Below are 18248 nucleotides of genomic sequence, written 5' to 3'. Positions count from 1 at the left end.
GCTCTGGTCCCTGTCTAAATCGCGACGCCTATCGGCGGAAGCCCAGAACGTCCTGCATGTCATAGAGGCCCGGCGGTTTGCCCACGGCCCAGACCGCGGCGGCCACGGCGCCGCGCGCGAACAGGCCCCGGTCGGTGGCCGAGTGCGACAGGGTCAGCAGCTCTTCCTCGCCCGCGAAGATCACGCTGTGCTCGCCGATGATCCCGCCGCCGCGCACCACCGAAAAGCCGATCGAGCCTTCCTCACGGGGACCGGTGACGCCGTCGCGGGCCCGGACGGACACCGCGTCCAGATCCACCGCGCGCCCGTCGGCGGCGGCCTGGCCCAGCATCAGGGCGGTGCCCGAGGGGGCGTCGATCTTGCGCTTGTGATGGGCCTCGAAGACCTCGATGTCCCAGTCGCTGGCCGGCAGGGCGGCGGCGGCCTGTTTCACCAGACCCAGCAGCATGTTGACGCCCAGCGAATAGTTGCCCGAGCGGACGATGGCGATCTTCGTCGCCGCCGCGTCGATGCGGGTGATCTGGTCGGGGGAAAAGCCGGTGGAGCCGATGATCACCGCCGGGCCGCCCTTCCCCTCTTTCGCTTGGAGGGCCGCGCAGGCCTCGGCCAGCAGCACCGAGGCTTCCGGCAGGGTAAAGTCGATCACCGCATCGGCGCCGGCCAGGGCCGTGTCGCGTTCGACGAGGTCGCCGCCTTCCGCGCCCGGACGATCAAAGCGGCTGTGCAGAACGGCGGCGGCGTGACCGTCCAGGGTGCGGGCGACGGCCTGACCCATGCGGCCCAGGGCCCCGGCGACGGCGATTTTCACGGGCGTTGTCATGGCTGCCTAGTCACCCATTCTTCGGGGCCCGGTCAATCGCCGATCGCGCCGCCGCCGCCCCTGCAGCTTGACGCAACGCCAAGCCCAACAAGCGTTTGCGGGCCCTTTTATCCCGCGCCGCAGGTTGTGAGGGCGCGGCGCCCTCGTTACGGTGCCGTCCATAAGGGCGCTCCGCATTGTCCGGCTCGTCCCATCAACTGGCATGCAGGACGGAAACGCGGGTTATGAGCGACTCTGAGAAGAAGACCTTCACCGACGAAGAAGCGCTGGCCTTCCACCGCTATCCGACCCCCGGCAAGATCGCGATCGTCCCCACCAAGCCGATGGCCACCCAGCGCGACCTGTCGCTGGCCTATTCGCCCGGCGTCGCCGTTCCCGTCCACGCCATCGCCGCCGATCCGGACATGGCCTACGAATATACCTCCAAGGGCAACCTGGTCGCCGTGATCTCCAACGGCACCGCCATTCTTGGTTTAGGCGATCTCGGCGCGCTGGCCTCGAAGCCGGTGATGGAAGGCAAGTCCGTCCTCTTCAAGCGCTTCGGCGACGTCGACAGCATCGACATCGAGATCAGCTCCAAGGACGCCGACGAGATCATCACGGTGGTCAAGAATATCGGCATCACCTTCGGCGGCATCAATCTGGAAGACATCAAGAGCCCCGAATGCTTCCGCATCGAGACCGAGCTGCAGGAGCTGCTCGACATCCCGGTGTTTCATGACGACCAGCACGGCACGGCGATCATCTGCGCCGCCGGCCTGATCAATGCCTGCCACATCACCGGCAAGCGGCTGGAAGACGTGAAGGTCGTGCTCAACGGCCCCGGCGCGGCGGGCATCGCCTCGCTGGAGCTGATCAAGGCCATGGGCGTGCGCGCCGAGAACTGCATCGCGGTCGACTCCAAGGGCGTGCTCTATCGCGGCCGCACCGAGGGCATGAACCAGTGGAAGAGCGCCCACGCGGTCGAGACCGACAAGCGCACCCTGGCTGAGGCGGTGGTCGGCGCGGATGTTCTGCTGGGTCTCTCGGCCAAGGGCGCCTTCACGCCGGCGATGATCGCCAGCATGGCCCCCAATCCGGTGATCTTCGCCATGGCCAATCCCGATCCGGAGATCACGCCCGAAGAGGTCCACGCCGTCCGCAGCGACGCGATCATGGGCACCGGCCGCAGCGACTATCCCAATCAGGTCAACAACGTCCTGGGCTTCCCCTACATCTTCCGCGGCGCGCTCGATGTGCGGGCCCGCCGCGTCAATCACGAGATGAAGATCGCCTGCGCCAACGCCCTGGCCATGCTGGCCCGCGAGGACGTGCCCGATGAAGTGGCCGCCGCCTATCACGGCCGCCAGCTGAAGTTTGGCCCGCAATACATCATCCCCTCGGCCTTCGACCCGCGCCTGATCTGGTACGTGCCGCCTTTTGTCGCCCAGGCGGCGATGGACACCGGCGTGGCCCGCAAGCCGATCGAGGACATGGACGCCTATCGCGCCGGCCTGGCCCAGCGCCTGGATCCGACGGCGGGCTTCCTGCAGAAGATCGCCGGGGCCGTGCTGGCCAATCCCAAGCGCATCGTCTTCGCCGAGGGCGAGGATCCCTCGGTGATCCGCGCCGCCTACGCCTACCAGACCGGCGGCTACGGCAAGGCCATCCTGTGCGGCCGCGAAAACCTGGTCGCCGAGAACATGCGCGTCGTGGGGCTGGACCCCGAGACGGCCGGGCTGGAAATCATCAACGCCCGCCTGTCGGACCGCAATCCCGACTATGTCGACGCCCTCTATATGCGCCTGCAGCGCCACGGCTATCTGAAGCGCGACGTCCAGCGCCTGATCAACCAGGACCGCAACAGCTTCGCCGCCTCGATGGTCATCCATGGCGAGGCCGACGGCATGGTCACCGGCGTCACCCGCAGCTTCGACCAGGCCCTGGAAGACGTGCTGCGCGTGGTCGATCCCGCCCCCGGCGGCCGGATCATGGGCATGTCGGTGGTGCTGGCCAAGGGCCGCACCATCTTCGTGGCCGACACCAATGTCACCGAGCTGCCCGAGGCCGAGGAACTGGTCGAGATCGCCTGCGAAGCGGCCCGCGCCGTCACCCGCCTGGGCTTCAAGCCGCGCGTCGCCTTCATGAGCTATTCCACCTTCGGCAACCCGATGGGCCTGCGCTCGGAAAAGGTGCGCGAGGCCGTGGCCATGCTCGACGAGATGGATGTCGACTTCGAATATGAGGGCGAAATGCCGCCCGAACTGGCGCTCGACCCCGAAAAGCGCGCCAACTACCCGTTCATGCGCCTGACCGACAGCGCCAACATCCTGATCATGCCGGCCATCCACGCGGCCTCGATCTCGACCAAGCTGGTTCAGAGCCTGGGCGGCGCGACGGTGATCGGGCCGGTGCTGCTGGGCTTGTCGAAATCGGTGCAGATCACGCCGCTGAGCGCGTCGGTGTCGCGGATTTTGAATATGGCGATGATGGCGGCTTATGACGTGCCGGTGGAGGAGTAGGGGGCATCCTTCCCAGAGCATTGCCGGCGCAAGGGTCGCTAGACCTCAGGGTCAGTCCGCTTCGCAGACCTCCAGCGAGGCGAATTGATCGTCGATCTGATCATGCGCGACCTGCGTCGGGCGGTAGCAGCGATGGGCGCTTGAGTTGATCAGCGCTCCCGCCTTGGCGTTTTGCATTGCTATACTGACGGCATTGGCTTGGTTATCGATCTGAGCCTGAGTGAAGCCTGCGATCGGAACAACTTCGATGCGGAGGCCACGGGCGAAATAGGCGGCGCTATCAGCCTCGTTGAGCCGGAAGAAACTCTTTTTGTCAGACGCCTGCTCGAACACGAGCAAGAAGCGGCGCGAGGCGAGTGGCTGGCCTTTGGCTACGCTTAGCCAGGAGAGGTATTCCAGAGGGCCAAGATCAATTTGGTGGCCCTTGATTTTGGCCCCGCCGATCACCGTCGAGTAGTAGACGCGACATGGCTTGAAATAGGCCCATTCCCGGGGGCGACCCAGGCTGTCCAGAGCAAAGACCCTCACCTGGAAGCCGCTCTCCAAGAAGGCCTCGGCCGCGTCGTCGTTCTGGATCGTAAGTACCAAGTCCTGCCGGAAGACGAACTGAGCTCCGTCGGCCTCAGTGACGAATTTGCGCGCGTCCATGATTCGGACTGAGGCAGGGCTGAAAAGTGAGGTGTCTGGTGCGGCTATCGCGTTTGATCCGACCGTCAACAGGGCCGTCATCGTGAGAAGGGCGCGGAGGCGATTGTTCGACACGAGATCTTCCTGAATGAGGTTACAGCGGAGGGAGGGCTGGCGGGCAGCGCTGATTGTTGAGGGTTGTCCAGGTGATGACATCCTGTCGGTAGATGTTTTCGATCGACCGTAGCTGCGACGGCGCGAGGGACCACATCCTGACGACCCTGCCCGGGTCGCCTGAAGCACACGCTCGGGGTTGCGCCACCAGCAAATGTGTTTCGGTTGATGTCCTGGCGAGGATCAGGGCGAAAATCTGGCTGCGGGCAGGAGCGCCGCCAACCGAAATATCGTTCACCACATGTACGAGCCCATAGTCGAAATAGGTCGATTTCAACAACTTGCCGTGGGCGTATGGCACTGTCAGCAGATAGGCGAGAGACAGGGTGGCGAGAGTCACGCCGGATGCAGTGGCCTTTGAGCGGATCAAGCTGACGGCCAGTGCCGTGATCAATGCAGCCATCCAGAGATGCGCCAAGAACTCACCTGACAGGGCGCGGCGGCTGTCGCCCCGATTCTTCGTGCAGATCTCGGCGTAGACAGGCGTGTCCGGTGCTCCAACCGACTCCGGCCCGACTCTGCCGCAGACCATGTCCTGCCAAAGGACCGTCGACCGCTGCTCAACCGCCGCTTGGACGTCGCCGCCGGGGCGCGCTGAAAAGCCGCCGATGACCGGCGTCCCATTCATGTCGGACCGGAAGCCGCCGATATCGACAATCATGTTCTCTAGGCGTGCCAGAGGCGCATCGAGCACCAAGAACTTTAGCGCAAGGATCAGAACCAAGAGGAGTCGAATGGCCAATGGCCGCCATCGTCCAATCTGACCCTGGACGGTTCCAGGAAGGCGCGCGACCAGCCTCGGCGCTACCAATACCGCCACTACCAGTAGCAGAAGACTCCAAAGGAGCTCACCGTGTCCGCCCAACGAGATGGGACGTCCCGCCGCGAGCAGGAGTATAGAGTCCATAAGGCTGGTGAAAATCTCCTGCACGAATGCTGCGGCAGCGCCGCCATAGCGTTTTGTGTCTGCTGCGTCAGACCTTAGGCCCAGCAGGGCCTCTTGAGATGACTGCGAGAGATACCCCACTACGGCGAATAGGGCTGCAAGTGAGGGCAAGAGCCATTTGGCAAGCGTGGCTGGCCAAGCCCCATCCGTTTCGTCTCGGGCCTTCCCTTCGCCGGCGTTCGTCCCGGACGCGTTCGAGGGCGGTGTCGGGTTGGAGGCTGGCGGCGTCATGATCGGCTTGGCCGTAATGTCCCCGCCACAGGTCGGCGGGACATCGCGAAACGGTTCGACATCATTCGCGCCCTCCGATGCAATTCAAAGAACGCTGATACTTCAGCGCGCGATTGTCAATGGGGGGTTGTTTTTTGGGGCTGCGCGATCGGGGGTTTATGAAATGGGTGGGCGATTTGTCTTTGCCCCAAGACTCGCGGACACGGACGCGACCCCTTCAAGACGCGGCCTCCCCGCTCGCCGGCAGAGGCGGTTTCGCATCCAGCCTCAACCGTCATTCCGAGCCTTTGGCCTGGGAACCCTTCTGTCCGCCGCGGGTGTGGGAGGGGCGGATCGCCAGCGATCCGCTTGCGCTTCACGTGTCAGCTGAACCAGGGGTTCCCGCCACAAGGGCGGGAATGACGAAGGTATGGGAATAGGGGGCGCTCAATCCCCGTTCTTTCCAACACGAAAGCCATCGGATTCAACGCCTTGCAAAAGAGTTGATCGCCCCCGTCAGACGCGCTGAAACCTCCCGTATTCTGTACCTACCTCGTCGCACGGGAAGGGCGCGCGGCCAGCGACCATTGCGGCGGCGGGGGGTGATCGAGCGGGGCTGGGGTCGAGGGGGATACTCGACCGGTCCGGGGATCCTGGCGTTGCAGGACCCGCCCGCCGTCGGCGTGGATGGGGATCAAGGCGAGTGTTGGTCAGGATTGGCCCCACGCCCCCCGACCTTCGGGACTTCGGGAAACCGAAGCTTCCGGGTCCCGGTAAGGCCCCAACTGGGCCACCCGCCGGGACGCTGATGGAAAACGATGACGCGGAGCGCTCGGCTTCGTCGAAACGGTTAGTTCTATTTCATCTCCGGACGTGGTCCGGACGCTCCGCGACCCTTCCCACCGCCCTCGCAGCGACAGCGCGAGGTCGTCTCGCCATGTCCGGCCCGAGATGCCGCGAACGCGGATTTGATCTGCTGCGGCGTCGCTTGGCCCATGACTCGCGCGTCGGTCGCCGCTAGCCTGTGGCTGAACGCAGGAGAGGCAGCATGGCCGCGCGATCGCCGGCCCCGGTCGGCGCCGAGTCGAGTTCGAACCAGGATGCGGCCTTGCTGTCGGTGTCGCCCAGCGTTGCGGTGGCGCTGAAGCACGCGCCGCTGGGCATCGCCATCTTCGACCGCCAGATGCGTTATCTGGCCGCCTCGCATCAGTTCCTGACCGACCAGGACCTGCCGGCCGACATGCCGCTGATCGGCAGGGCCCATTACGAGGTGTTCCCCGAGATTCCGCAGGTCTGGCGCGACCTGCACGCCCGGGTGCTGGCCGAAGGGGTCGAGCTGCGCGAGGACGAGGGCGACCGCTATGTCGACCGCCATGGCAAGGTGCACTGGATCCGCTGGTCGATGGCCCCGTGGCGCACCGACGACGGCGCCATCGGCGGCCTGGTGCTGTACACCGAGGTGGTCACCTCCACCGTCGAGGCGCGGCTGAAGCTGGAGGCCGCCGAGATCCGCTATCGCGCCGTGTTCGATCAGGCGGCCATGGGGGTGGCGCGGGTCAGGGCCGACGGCGCCTTCCTGGAGATGAACGACCGCTTCTGCGCCATCGTCCAGCGCGATCGCGAGGCCCTGCTGGCCGGCCGGTTCCGCGACCTGGCCCCGGAACCGGAGCGGTCGGCGACGGTCGACCAGGCCCGGGCGCTGCTGATGGGCCAGATCGACAGCTACGTCGCCGAGCGCCAGATCGTGTCGGGGGTCGATGGCAGCCTGATCTGGATCCATCTGACGGTGTCGCGCGTGCAGTTGGGCGACGCGCCGGCCTATCTGGTGGTGATCATCTCCGACATCTCGGCCCGCAAGCGGGTCGAGGCTGAGCAGCACTCGTATCAGGACAAGCTGCGGCTGCTGATCAACGAGCTGAACCACCGGGTCAAGAACACCCTGGCCACCGTCCAGTCGATGGCGGCCCAGACCCTGCGCAATGAGCGCGATCCGCTGGTGGCGTTCGAGAAGTTCGAGTCGCGGCTGCTTGGCCTGTCCAAGGCCCACGACCTCCTGACCCGCGAAAGCTGGAACGGGGCCGATCTGCGCGAGGTGGCCGAGCGGGCCCTGGCGCCGTTCGAGGCCGCCGCCGGCGCCACCATCGCAGGGCCGCCGGTCTGGCTGGCCCCCGGCGGGGCCCTGACCATGGCGCTGATCTTCCACGAACTGGCGACCAATGCGCTGAAATACGGGGCGCTTTCGATCCCGGGCGGCCGGGTGGCCCTGGCCTGGGCCTATGACGCGGAGGCGCGCAGCCTGTCGCTGACCTGGACCGAGTCCGACGGGCCGCCCGTGGTCACCCCGACCCGCCATGGCTTTGGCTCGCGGCTGATCGAACGCAGCCTGCGCGGCGAGCTGAAGGGCGAGGCGACGATGGATTTCCGGCCCAGCGGTCTGGTCTGCACGATGCAGGCCCGGCTTTCCGCGCCGGTCAGCGAGGACGCGGCGCAAGGTTCGACGGCGGCGCGCGCGCCGGACCTTGCCTCGCCGCGCCAAGACCCCAGTTAGAACGCTAGAGCAAAGGTCGCCATGATTGCATCATGTCGTTTGCTCTAGATTCTTGTTTTGACGCGTTATTTCGGCGGCGAACCGGTATCCACTTCGCCGAATAACGCTCAGGTTTCCCGGAGACATCCCATGCTGACCCAACGCCCGCTCGCCGCCCTGATCGCGGCTGCGACCCTCGCCGTCGCCCATGGCGCGGCCGCCCAGTCGCCCCTGATTACCGCGCCGGAAGCCCAGAGCTTCAAGCTGGGCGACTTTACGCTGACCGCCCTGCGCGACGCCGGGTTCGAGGCGCCCAACAACGGCAAGGTGTTCGCGATCAACGCCACGCCGGAAGCGGTCTCGCAGGTGCTGACCAGGGCCGGCGCGCCCGGCGACAAGATCACGCTGAGCGTCGACGCCCTGCTGGTGAAGACGCCCGCTCATCTGGCGCTGTTCGACACGGGCCTGGGTCCGTCCGCCAAGGGGGTTCTGGTCCAGAGCCTGGCCAAGGCGGGCGTCACGCCCGACCAGATCACCGACGTGCTGATCACCCACGGCCATTTCGACCATGTCGGCGGCCTGGTCGGCGCCGATGGCAAGTCGGCCTTCCCCAAGGCGACGATCCGCATGGCCAGCGCCGAATGGGCCTCGCTGCAGGGTCAGGCGCCGATGAAGCCGCTGGTCGAGGCCATCGCCGCCCAGGTCAAGACCTTCGAGCCGGACGCCGCTCTGTTCCCGGGCGTTCGGGCGGTGGCGATCAAGGGCCACACCCCGGGCCATGTGGGCTATGAGATCGCCTCGGGCGGTCAGACCCTGCTGGATATCGGCGACACCGCCCACAGCGAGATCGTCTCCCTGGCGCGTCCCGACTGGGTGATCCAGTTCGACCGCGACGTCCCCGTCGCCACCGCCAGCCGGATCGCCCTGCTCAAGACCCTCAGCGCCAGCGGCGACCTGATCTTCTCGCCCCACTTCCCGTTCCCGGGCGTTGGCAAGGTGGAAGCGGCGGGCGAAGGCTTCGTCTGGAAGGCCGGCATCCCCGTTCAGGACGCCCACGCCGGCCACGCGCACTAGGCCGATACGGCGCGGGCCCCAGCGCGGGCACTTGTCACCGGGGCGCCCGCGCCGTACCTCCCGCCCATGAGTTCGCCGTTCAAGACCAGCGCCAAGATCTGCGGGCTGTCGACACCGGAAGCGGTGCGCGCCGCCGTCGACGGCGGCGCGGCCTATCTGGGCTTCGTGTTTTTCGAAAAGAGCCCCCGCAACCTGACGCCCGAGGCCGCCGCCCGGCTGGTGGCGCCGCTCAGGGGCGGGCCGGTCAAGACCGTGGCCGTCACCGTCGATCCCGACGATGGGCTGATCGACCGCCTGATGGCGACGATGAAGCCCGATCTGATCCAGGCGCACGGCAAGGAGACCCCCGCCCGGGTCCGCCAGATCGCCGAGCGCTCGGGCGTCGGGGTGATCAAGGCCTTCTCGGTCTCGTCGTCGTCTGACGTCGACCAGGCCCGGGCCTTCGAGACCGTGGCCGAGCAGTTCCTGTTCGACGCCCGGCCGGTCGAGGGCTCGGTTCTGCCCGGCGGCACGGGCGCCCGGTTCGACTGGACCCTGCTGGAAGGCCGCCGGTTCGCCCGGCCGCATTTCCTGGCCGGGGGGCTGGATCCGTGGAACGTCGCCGAGGCCATCCGGCTATCGGGGGCTCCCCTGCTGGACGTTTCCTCTGGCGTGGAGCGCGGTCCCGGCCTAAAGGACCCGGCTCTGATCACGGCGTTTCTTGACGCCGTCAAACGCGTGTAGCTTTGCCCAGCCTTTGGATGATCTCGTGAACGCCCCTTCCAAGCCCGCCCCCTCGAAGCCGAATGACTATTCGGCCTATCCCGACGCCAACGGTCGGTTCGGCGACTTCGGCGGTCGCTATGTCGCCGAGACCCTGATGCCGCTGGTGCTGGAACTGGGCGAGGCCTATGCCGCCGCCAAGGCCGATCCGGCGTTCCAGGAGGAGCTGAAGAGCTTCAACACCCACTATGCCGGCCGGCCCAGCCCGATGTATTTCGCCGAGCGCCTGACCGAGCATTTCGGCGGGGCCAAGATCTATTTCAAGCGCGATGAGCTCAACCACACCGGCTCGCACAAGATCAACAACGCCCTGGGCCAGATCCTGCTGGCCATGCGCATGGGCAAGACCCGGATCATCGCCGAGACCGGCGCCGGCCAGCACGGCGTGGCCACCGCCACCGTCTGCGCCCGCTTTGGCCTGCCGTGCGTGGTTTACATGGGCGCCACCGACGTCGAACGTCAGAAGCCCAATGTCTTCCGCATGAACCTGCTGGGCGCTGAAGTGCGCCCCGTGACCTCGGGCACCGGCACCCTCAAGGACGCCATGAACGAGGCGATGCGCGACTGGGTCACCAACGTGCACGACACCTATTATCTGATCGGCACCGCCGCCGGCCCGCACCCCTATCCGGTGATGGTCCGCGACTTCCAGAGCGTGATCGGCATTGAGGCCCGCCAGCAGATCCTCGAGATGGAAGGCCGTCTTCCCGACGCGGTGGTCGCCTGCATCGGCGGCGGCTCCAACGCCATCGGCCTGTTCCATCCGTTCCTCAATGACGACAGCGTGCGCCTGATCGGCGTCGAGGCGGCCGGTCACGGCGTCTCCACCGACAAGCATGCCGCCTCCCTGACCGGCGGCCGCCCCGGCGTGCTGCACGGCAACCGCACCTATCTGCTGCAGGACGACGACGGCCAGATCATCGACGCCCACTCGATCTCGGCCGGGCTCGACTATCCGGGCATCGGTCCCGAGCACTCGTTCCTGCACGAGATCGGCCGCGCCGAATATGTCTCGACCACCGACGACGAGGCCCTGGCGGCCTTCCAGCTGTGCTCGACCCTGGAAGGCATCATCCCGGCGCTTGAGCCGGCCCACGCCCTGGCCCGGGTCGGCGAGATCGCCCAGCAGCTGGGCAAGGGCAAGATCGTGGTGATGAATCTGTGCGGTCGCGGCGACAAGGACATCTTCACGGTGGCCGAGGCCCTCGGGCGCAAGATCTAGGACTGAGACCAGCGTGACCAAAGACCGTATCGACCGTCGCTTTGCGGCGCTGAAGGCCGAGAACCGCGCCGGTTTCGTGACCTATGTCATGGCCGGCGATCCCGACGCCGCCACGACGCTGTCCGTGCTGAAGGGCCTGCCGGGCGCCGGCGCTGATCTGATCGAGCTGGGGTTTCCCTTCTCCGATCCGATGGCCGAGGGCCCGACCATCCAGCGCGCCGCCCAGCGCGGCCTCAAATCCGGCATGACCCTGCAGGGCACGCTGGACCTGGTGGCCGCCTTCCGCGAGGGCGACACCGACACCCCCGTCATCCTGATGGGCTATCTCAATCCGGTGCTGAACCGTGGCTTTGAAAGCTTCGCGGCCGCCGCCAACACGGCCGGTGTCGATGGCCTGATCATCGTCGACTGTCCGCCGGAAGAAGCCGATCCGCTGTCGGACGCGCTTGAAGCCGAGGGCATCGCCCTGATCCGTCTGGCCGCCCCGACCACCGACGACAAGCGTCTGCCGACCGTGATCCGCCGCACCTCGGGCTTCGTCTATTACGTCTCGGTGGCGGGCGTGACCGGCGTCAAGTCGGCCGACGCCGTCGACGTGGCTCCGGCCGTCGAGCGGCTGCGCAAGGCCTCGGGCCTGCCCGTTGCTGTGGGCTTTGGCATCCGCACGCCCGACCAGGCCGCCGCCGTGGCCCGCGTCGCCGACGCCGCCGTGGTGGGCTCGGCGCTTGTGGATGAAATCGAATCGGCGGCCGCGTTGAACGAAAACGTGACCGAGAAGGTTCTTCTCAAGGCGTCGGATCTGGCCAAGGCTGTCCGCTCGGCGCGCGTCGGGAACGAAGTGAGGCTTTAAGGCTATGGCTATGGCTGAACCCCAGGACCCGAAAAAGGGCGACAAATCAAAGGCCTCGGCTGAAGGCCGACGCGGCGGCGGGTGGCTTTCGCGAATCGCGCCCGGCGTGCGCGGCGCCTTCGCCAAGCGCGAGACGCCCGAGAACCTCTGGGTCAAATGTCCTGATACGGGCGAAATGATCTTCCGCTCCGACCTGGAGGCTGCCCTGTGGGTAACTCCGGCCGGACGCCATATGCGCATCGGGCCGGAAGCCCGTTTCAAGTTCACCTTCGATGACGGCGTCTACGAAAGCCTGCCGACCCCGACGGTGCCGGAAGACCCGCTGCACTTCTCGGACGGCAAGCCCTACAAGGACCGCCTGATCGCGGCCCGCAAGGCGACCGGCGAGCCGGACGCCATGGCCATCGCCCACGGCGTGGTCGGCGGCGCCAAGGCCGTGGTTCTGGTCCAGGACTTCGCCTTCATGGGCGGTTCGCTGGGCATGGCCGCCGGTGAAGGCTTCGTCGCCGCCGCCCGCGCCGCCCTGGAACGTGACGTTCCGCTGATCGCCTTCACCGCCGCCGGCGGGGCCCGCATGCAGGAAGGCGCCCTGTCGCTGATGCAGATGGCCCGCACGACCCTGGCGATCAACGAACTGAAGGACGCGGCCCTGCCCTATATCGTGGTCCTCACCGACCCGACCACCGGCGGCGTCACCGCCTCCTACGCCATGCTGGGCGATGTCCACCTGGCCGAGCCGGGGGCCCTGATCGGCTTCGCCGGTCCGCGCGTCATCGAGCAGACCATCCGCGAGACCCTGCCGCCGGGCTTCCAGCGCTCGGAATATCTGGTCGAAAAGGGCATGGTCGACCGCGTGACCCCGCGCAAGGAGCTGCCGGCCGTGCTGGGCTCGATCCTGACCACCCTGATGATGGGTCGTCGCAAGGCGGCTTGAGCCTCGCCGTGACCGACCACCTCCGCGTCCATGACGCCGCCCTGGCGCGGCTGCAGGCCCTGCATCCCAAGCTGATCGACCTGTCGCTGGACCGGATGTGGCGACTGTGCGCGGCTCTGGACAATCCGCAGGACCGCCTGCCGCCGGTGATCCACGTGGCCGGCACCAACGGCAAGGGCTCGACGGTCGCCTATCTGCGGGCCATGGCCGAGGCGGCGGGCCTGAAGGTTCATGTCTTCACCTCGCCGCATCTGGTCCGTTTCGCCGAGCGCATCCGCCTGGCCGGGACCCTGATCACCGACGCGCAGCTGGCCGATGTGCTGGCCCGGGTCGAAGAGGCCAATGCCGGCCTGCCCATCACCTTTTTCGAGATCACTACGGCCGCCGCCCTGATCGCCTTCGCCGACGCCCCGGCCGACCTGTGCATCGTCGAGGTCGGGCTGGGCGGCGTGCTGGACGCGACCAATGTCGTGACCCCGGCGATCAGCGTCATCGCGCCCATCGACATCGATCACCGCGAGTTTCTGGGCGACACCATCGGCCAGATCGCCGTTGAGAAGGCCGGGATCATCAAGCCCGACGCGCCCGTCGTCTCGGCCCGGCAGTGGCGCGAGGCCGAGGATGTGATCGACACCGCCGCCGCCCTGGCCGGGATCGAGCCCGTCATGATGGGCCGCGATTTCGACGCCTGGAACGAGCGCGGCCGCCTGCTAGTGCAGATGCAGGATCGCCTGCTGGACCTGCCCGCGCCGTCCCTGCCCGGCGAGCACCAGTTCGCCAATGCCGGCCTGGCGGTCGCCGCCTTGCTGATCATGAACGACCCGCGCATCGACGAGGCCGCCATGGCCGCCGGGATCGCCGGCGCGGTCTGGCCCGCCCGATTCCAGCGCCTCACGACGGGTCCGCTCGCCGACAGGGCCAAGGCGGCGGGCGCGGACCTGTGGCTGGACGGCGGCCACAACCCCCATGCCGGAACGGCCGTGGCCCGGGCGCTGGGCGACCTGGCGGCGCGCGATGGCCGGCCCGTGGCGCTGATCTCGGGCCTGCTGGCCAACAAGGATGCCACCGGCTTCTTCACGCCGTTCGCGTCGCTGAAGCCGCAGGTCTTCACGGTCACCTTTGAGGGCCACGCCGCCGCGCCGGCCGCCCAGACCGCCGCCGCCGCTGAACTGGCCGGCCTGCGGGCTCATGCCTGCGACGGTTTCGAAGACGCCCTGAGCAAGGCCCTGGCCCTGTCGCCGACCCCGCATGTGCTGATCTGCGGCTCGCTGTACCTGGCCGGCGAAGTGCTGGCGATGAGCCCGGAAACCTGGCCGACCTGAACCAGAGCTTGGGCGCGGGCCTCAGCGGGCGTATGGCTGGGGAACGCCGATAGGGCGGCTCGGCCCGCTGGACATCCCCGGCAGGCGCGCCCGTCCTGGCAGGAGCCGCCCATGGCCAAGGGTCAAAAGAAGTCCAACAAGGAAGTCCGCAAACCAAAGGCCGACAAGAAGGCCGCCCCGGCCTCGGTCTCGCCGTTCATCGTCACGTCTGCCAAGAAGTAGGGGACCAAGACGTAGGCCACGAAACCAAACCGCCCACCCCGCATGGCGGGATGGGCGGCTGGATCTCAGTCTGGGCCGGGAAGAATCAGGCGGGCTGTTGAACGCCAGCCTCGGTCAGCCATTCCAGGATCTTCTGCTTGGGCATGGCGCCGACCTTCATCGAGGTCATCTGGCCGCCGCGGAACAGCATCATGGTCGGAATGCCGCGCACGCCGTAGCGCGACGGGGTCGTGGGGCTGTCCTCGATATTGACCTTGGCCACGATCACGTGGTCGGCGAGTTCCTCGGAGATCTGCTCCAGGGCCGGGGCGATCTGCTTGCAGGGGCCGCACCATTCGGCCCAGAAATCGACCAGCACGGGGCCTTCGGCCTGCAGCACGTCGCGTTCGAAGGTCTCGTCGGTCACCGTCACCGTGCTCATGGGGTCGCTCCATCAGGGCGCCGCTCTGAACGGCGCGAAACAAGAAAAGCCCGCGAGTCGTCGCGAGCGCTTGAAGAAGATGTAGGCGCCGCAGACGTTTCCGGCAACGGCCTAGCCGATCCGTCGCAGGGCATCGGACATCACCTTTTCTGGAACCGGCATCAGTTTGGGCCCATCCGTCCACACCAGAGCCGCCTCGACGGGCCGGTCTGGGAAGACCTCGCGCAGCACCGCAACATAGACCGCCATCTGGGCCAGATAGGCCGGATCCGCCGCCTCGATGCTGGCCGGGGCGGGGCGGTTGGTCTTGTAGTCGACCACCAGAACCCGCGCGTCCGTCACCACCAGCCGGTCGACCCGACCCGAGATCGCCAGGCCCTTGGGCAACAGGGCGCTGGTCCCCGCCAGGGCCACCTCGGCCCGTGAGCCGGGGCCGAACACGGCGGCGAAGCGGTCGTCCTCCAGCACCCCGAAGGCGGCGGCGGCCATTTCCAGCCGCTGATCGTCGGACAGATCGCGTTCGGCTGTCAGCAGCCGCTGTCCCGCCACGCGGCGTTCGGCCGGCGCCACGTCGGGCAGGATCTGCAACAGCCGGTGGATGATCTCGCCCCGCCGGTAGCGGCCCAGGCCCTCGACCTTGGCCAGGGGCGAGGGGGCCGGGGCGCGGCTGTCGGCCTCGTCTTCGATCCGCGAAGGTGCGGCATAGCGGGCGATGGCCGGCTCGACCGCCGCCATTCCCTTTGCCCAAACGGGCAGGGACGCGGCGGCGACCGGGGCCAGGGTTTCCTGAGGCAAGGCTTTGGGATCGGGTCCATAGCGCAGGATCGGCGCGTCGGGATCGCCGATTTCGCGGACCTCGGGGGCGATGTCGGCATGGGCGAAGGCCGCCTTGGCCGCCGCGTACCAGCCGCCGACGTTCTCGTCCTTGGTGCGAGCGTCGATGCGGCCGCACAGCACGAGGCGATCCCGGGCCCGGGTCAGGGCCACGTAGTAGAGCCGCAGGGCCTCCTCGGCTTCCTTCTTGTCGCGCAGCTCGCGGGCCCGGGTCGAGGCGGCGCAGTCGGCGCTCTTGCCGGTCGACCACAGGACGCCGCCCTCTTCCGTCGCCAGCAGCGGAGAGCCGCCCGCGCCGCGCTTTACCGTGGTCTCGGGAAGGAAGACGATCGGCGCCTCCAGACCCTTGGAGCCGTGAGCGGTCATCACCCGCACCTCGCGGCGGGCGCCTTCCATCTCGCGCTTGACGATGATGTCCAGGGCCGCGAAGTCGGCGACCAGGGCTTCCAGGTCGCGGATATTGCGCTGCTCGGCGTTCATCACCTGGGCCAGGAACTCGTCCAGCGCTTCGTCGGCCTCGCCGCCCAGGCGGGTCAGCACCTTGGCGCGGTTGGACAGGCCGGCGGCGTCGACCTTGCCCAGCAGGGTGGCGAAGAACTCGAACGGCTGGCGCTTGCGGCCCTCGACCAGCGCCCAGGCCAGCAGATCGCGGGCGGCGACCCAGCGCGAGTCCTCGTCAGCCCGCAGCGACAGCGTCGCCCACAACGTGCGCGGCTTGCGGCTCCTGGCCAGGGCGTAGACGTCATCGTCGGTCAAACCGCAGAACGGGCTCTTCAGCAGGGCCGCCAGGGTCAGGTCGTCGTCGGGGAACAGCACGAAGCGGCCAAGCGCCAGCAGGTCGTCGAAGGCGATGTGGGCCGACAGGGACAGGCGGTCTGCGCCGGCCACGGGCACATTGCGACGCTTCAGGGCCCGGATGATCTCCTCGAACAGCACCTTGCGGCGACGCACCAGGATCAGGATGTCGCCGGCATGGGCGGGGCGGCGGACCTTGCGGTCCTTGTCGTGCACCTCGTCGCCGCGGGCCAGGATGCCGGCGATCTCGCTGGCGATGGCTTCGGCCAGGCGGCGATTGGCGCTGTGCTCGGTCTCGGCGTCGAGCGGGGCCTCCCAGGCGTCGCGCTCCTCGCCGGGCCGCTCGCGGGTCAGGGGCCACAGGTCGACGCAGCCGGGGCCGTCGGTGCGGAAGGGCGTATGCGGTTCAAGGTCGCCGCCGGTGGGCATCAGGCCGACGCTATTCTCGGGCGCGCCGAACACCGTGTCGACGAAGCTGAGCACCTCGCGGGTAGAGCGGTAGGACACCAGCAGCCGCACCGCCGAGCCCTCGCGCTCGGCATCGGCGATCTTGGCGATATAGGTCTGTGTCTCGATCAGCAGCCGGCTGGGATCTGCCCCCTGGAACGAATAGATCGACTGCTTCTGGTCGCCGACCACGAACATTGTCCGGTTGTCGCGACCCTTGCGCCAACCTGTTGCGCCAGCCCCGACGAAGAAATCGTCGGTCAGGGCCTTTAGGATCGCCCACTGTTCCGGCGCGGTGTCCTGGGCCTCGTCCAGCAGGATGTGATCGACCCCGCCGTCCAGCTTGTAGAGCACCCAGGCGGCGTCGACCTTCTCGGTCAGCAACACGCGGGTGCGCTCGATCAGATCGGCGAAGTCCAGGGCGCCGCGCGACGCCTTCTCGTTGGCGTGTGCCAGGATGTAGAGCGAGGCCAGACGCAGGGCCCCGGCCGTGTCATGCGCCACCTGGGCGGCGCGGACCTGCTGGCGAACAAACGACAGCCGGTCGGTCTCCTCCAGCAGCGCCTCGCGCAGATCTTCCCGCGCCTTGAAGGTCGTGGTGGTCTGCAGGTGCTTGCGGGGCTCTTCCTTGTCGGTGAACAGCGCCGACAGGGCGTCGCCGAAGGCTTGGGTGGCCAGCGTGACGCGCAGCCGGGCGGCGTGTTCGGTGTCGCGGATCTTGCCGCTGGACTCCAGCAGGCTGGCGCAGGCTTCCCAAAGGTCGGGATCCAGCTCGGCCATCGCCTCGGCGGCGACGGCTTCGGGGTCGGTGGGTTCGTCGAAGCCGCAGGTTTGCCAGACATCCTCGATCGCGCCGGTAAGGTCGCCACATTTGGCGAAGTATGCAGTGATTTCGCCCCGCCGGATCTCGAACGTGCCGAACATCGACTCGAAGGCCGCGAAATCCAGGGCGACGGAGAACCGGGCATAGGCCTCGGCGAACGCGTCTTCGTGGGTGTCGACATAGGTCGCCACGGTGCGCCGCGCGGCGCGGGCCACGGCGGCGCCGGCCGAGTCGTCCATCACCACGAAGCCGGGCGAGACCCCCGCCTCCAGCGGGAACCGCCGCAGCAGCTTTTCGCAGAAGGCGTGGATGGTCTGGATCTTCAGGCCGCCGGGGGTTTCCAGGGCGCGGGCGAACAGGGCGCGGGCCTTGGAAAGCTCGCCGGCGTCAAACGCCGCCTCCGGCTCGCCGACCAGTTTGGAGAGCTCGGTGCGCAGGGCAGCGTCGGCGGTCACCGACCAAGCGCCCAGGCGTTCGAACAACCGTCGCTGCATCTCGGCGGCGGCGGCCTTGGTGTAGGTCACGCACAGGATCGCCTCGGGCGTGGAGCCGGCCAACAGCAGCCGCGCCACCCGGTCGATCAGGGTCTTGGTCTTGCCTGAACCGGCGTTGGCGGTGACGAAGGCGCTGATCGCGGGGTCGGCGGCGAGGCGCTGGGGATCGGGAACGGTCATTTAGGTCCTCCCCCTCTGGGGGAGGTGTCGCCGGAGGCGACGGAGGGGGCTAGCTGGAAGCCG

The 18248-nt window shown here is 67.7% G+C and carries 14 protein-coding genes; 9 read left to right on the top strand and 5 right to left on the bottom strand.

What is annotated here, in order from left to right:
- Window positions 1-28 precede the first annotated feature (28 nt).
- Window positions 29-820, bottom strand: coding sequence for a 4-hydroxy-tetrahydrodipicolinate reductase (dapB, locus tag ACW176_RS04680; protein ID WP_492111075.1), 792 nt, complete (start codon window positions 818-820; stop codon window positions 29-31).
- A 224-nt stretch (window positions 821-1044) separates the two neighbouring features.
- On the opposite strand from dapB, the gene ACW176_RS04675 reads away from it, so the two are divergent.
- Window positions 1045-3321, top strand: a complete 2277-nt coding sequence (locus ACW176_RS04675) for an NADP-dependent malic enzyme (protein ID WP_419319173.1) — start codon at window positions 1045-1047, stop codon at window positions 3319-3321.
- A gap of 51 nt (window positions 3322-3372) precedes the next feature.
- Here the strand turns inward: ACW176_RS04675 and ACW176_RS04670 are convergent, their stop codons facing one another.
- Window positions 3373-4083, bottom strand: a complete 711-nt coding sequence (locus ACW176_RS04670) for a hypothetical protein (protein ID WP_492111074.1) — start codon at window positions 4081-4083, stop codon at window positions 3373-3375.
- Window positions 4084-4102: 19 nt separating this feature from the next.
- Window positions 4103-4864, bottom strand: a complete 762-nt coding sequence (locus ACW176_RS04665) for a hypothetical protein (protein WP_492111073.1) — start codon at window positions 4862-4864, stop codon at window positions 4103-4105.
- A gap of 1462 nt (window positions 4865-6326) precedes the next feature.
- Here ACW176_RS04665 and ACW176_RS04660 point away from each other — a divergent pair.
- From ACW176_RS04660 to ACW176_RS04625, 8 genes are all read left to right on the top strand, one after another.
- Entirely contained in the window at window positions 6327-7826 is a 1500-nt protein-coding gene (locus tag ACW176_RS04660) for a sensor histidine kinase (RefSeq protein ID WP_492111072.1), read from the top strand.
- 129 nt (window positions 7827-7955) lie between these two features.
- Window positions 7956-8879, top strand: a complete 924-nt coding sequence (locus tag ACW176_RS04655) for an MBL fold metallo-hydrolase (RefSeq protein WP_492111071.1) — start codon at window positions 7956-7958, stop codon at window positions 8877-8879.
- 66 nt (window positions 8880-8945) lie between these two features.
- Window positions 8946-9602 carry a phosphoribosylanthranilate isomerase gene (locus ACW176_RS04650; RefSeq protein ID WP_419319168.1) on the top strand — a complete coding sequence of 219 codons (657 nt, stop codon included), beginning with the start codon at window positions 8946-8948 and terminating at the stop codon, window positions 9600-9602.
- Between the two features lie 25 nt (window positions 9603-9627).
- Window positions 9628-10863 (top strand): tryptophan synthase subunit beta, encoded by a 1236-nt coding sequence (trpB, locus tag ACW176_RS04645; RefSeq protein ID WP_492111070.1) that lies wholly within the window; start codon window positions 9628-9630, stop codon window positions 10861-10863.
- Between the two features lie 13 nt (window positions 10864-10876).
- Entirely contained in the window at window positions 10877-11713 is an 837-nt protein-coding gene (trpA, locus tag ACW176_RS04640) for a tryptophan synthase subunit alpha (RefSeq protein ID WP_492111069.1), read from the top strand.
- 4 nt (window positions 11714-11717) lie between these two features.
- Window positions 11718-12647: an acetyl-CoA carboxylase carboxyltransferase subunit beta gene (locus tag ACW176_RS04635; RefSeq protein WP_492056177.1), complete on the top strand. Its 930-nt coding sequence runs from the start codon at window positions 11718-11720 to the stop codon at window positions 12645-12647.
- Window positions 12648-12655: 8 nt separating this feature from the next.
- The gene (locus ACW176_RS04630; protein WP_492111068.1) at window positions 12656-13969 is read left to right on the top strand and encodes a bifunctional folylpolyglutamate synthase/dihydrofolate synthase; all 1314 of its coding nucleotides are present in this window, start codon (window positions 12656-12658) and stop codon (window positions 13967-13969) included.
- A 111-nt stretch (window positions 13970-14080) separates the two neighbouring features.
- Window positions 14081-14191, top strand: a complete 111-nt coding sequence (locus ACW176_RS04625; RefSeq protein WP_012288846.1) for a hypothetical protein — start codon at window positions 14081-14083, stop codon at window positions 14189-14191.
- A gap of 85 nt (window positions 14192-14276) precedes the next feature.
- Here the strand turns inward: ACW176_RS04625 and trxA are convergent, their stop codons facing one another.
- On the bottom strand, window positions 14277-14612 hold the full coding sequence (gene trxA, locus ACW176_RS04620; protein WP_419253718.1) for a thioredoxin: 336 nt from the start codon (window positions 14610-14612) through the stop codon (window positions 14277-14279).
- A gap of 111 nt (window positions 14613-14723) precedes the next feature.
- On the bottom strand, window positions 14724-18185 hold the full coding sequence (gene addA, locus ACW176_RS04615) for a double-strand break repair helicase AddA (protein WP_492111067.1): 3462 nt from the start codon (window positions 18183-18185) through the stop codon (window positions 14724-14726).
- Between the last annotated feature and the right edge of the window lie 63 nt (window positions 18186-18248).

This window comes from Caulobacter sp. FV1ye13L (assembly GCF_058681155.1).
The sequence above is the reverse complement of the archived record's forward strand: the minus strand, read 5'-3'. Positions and strand labels throughout refer to the sequence as shown.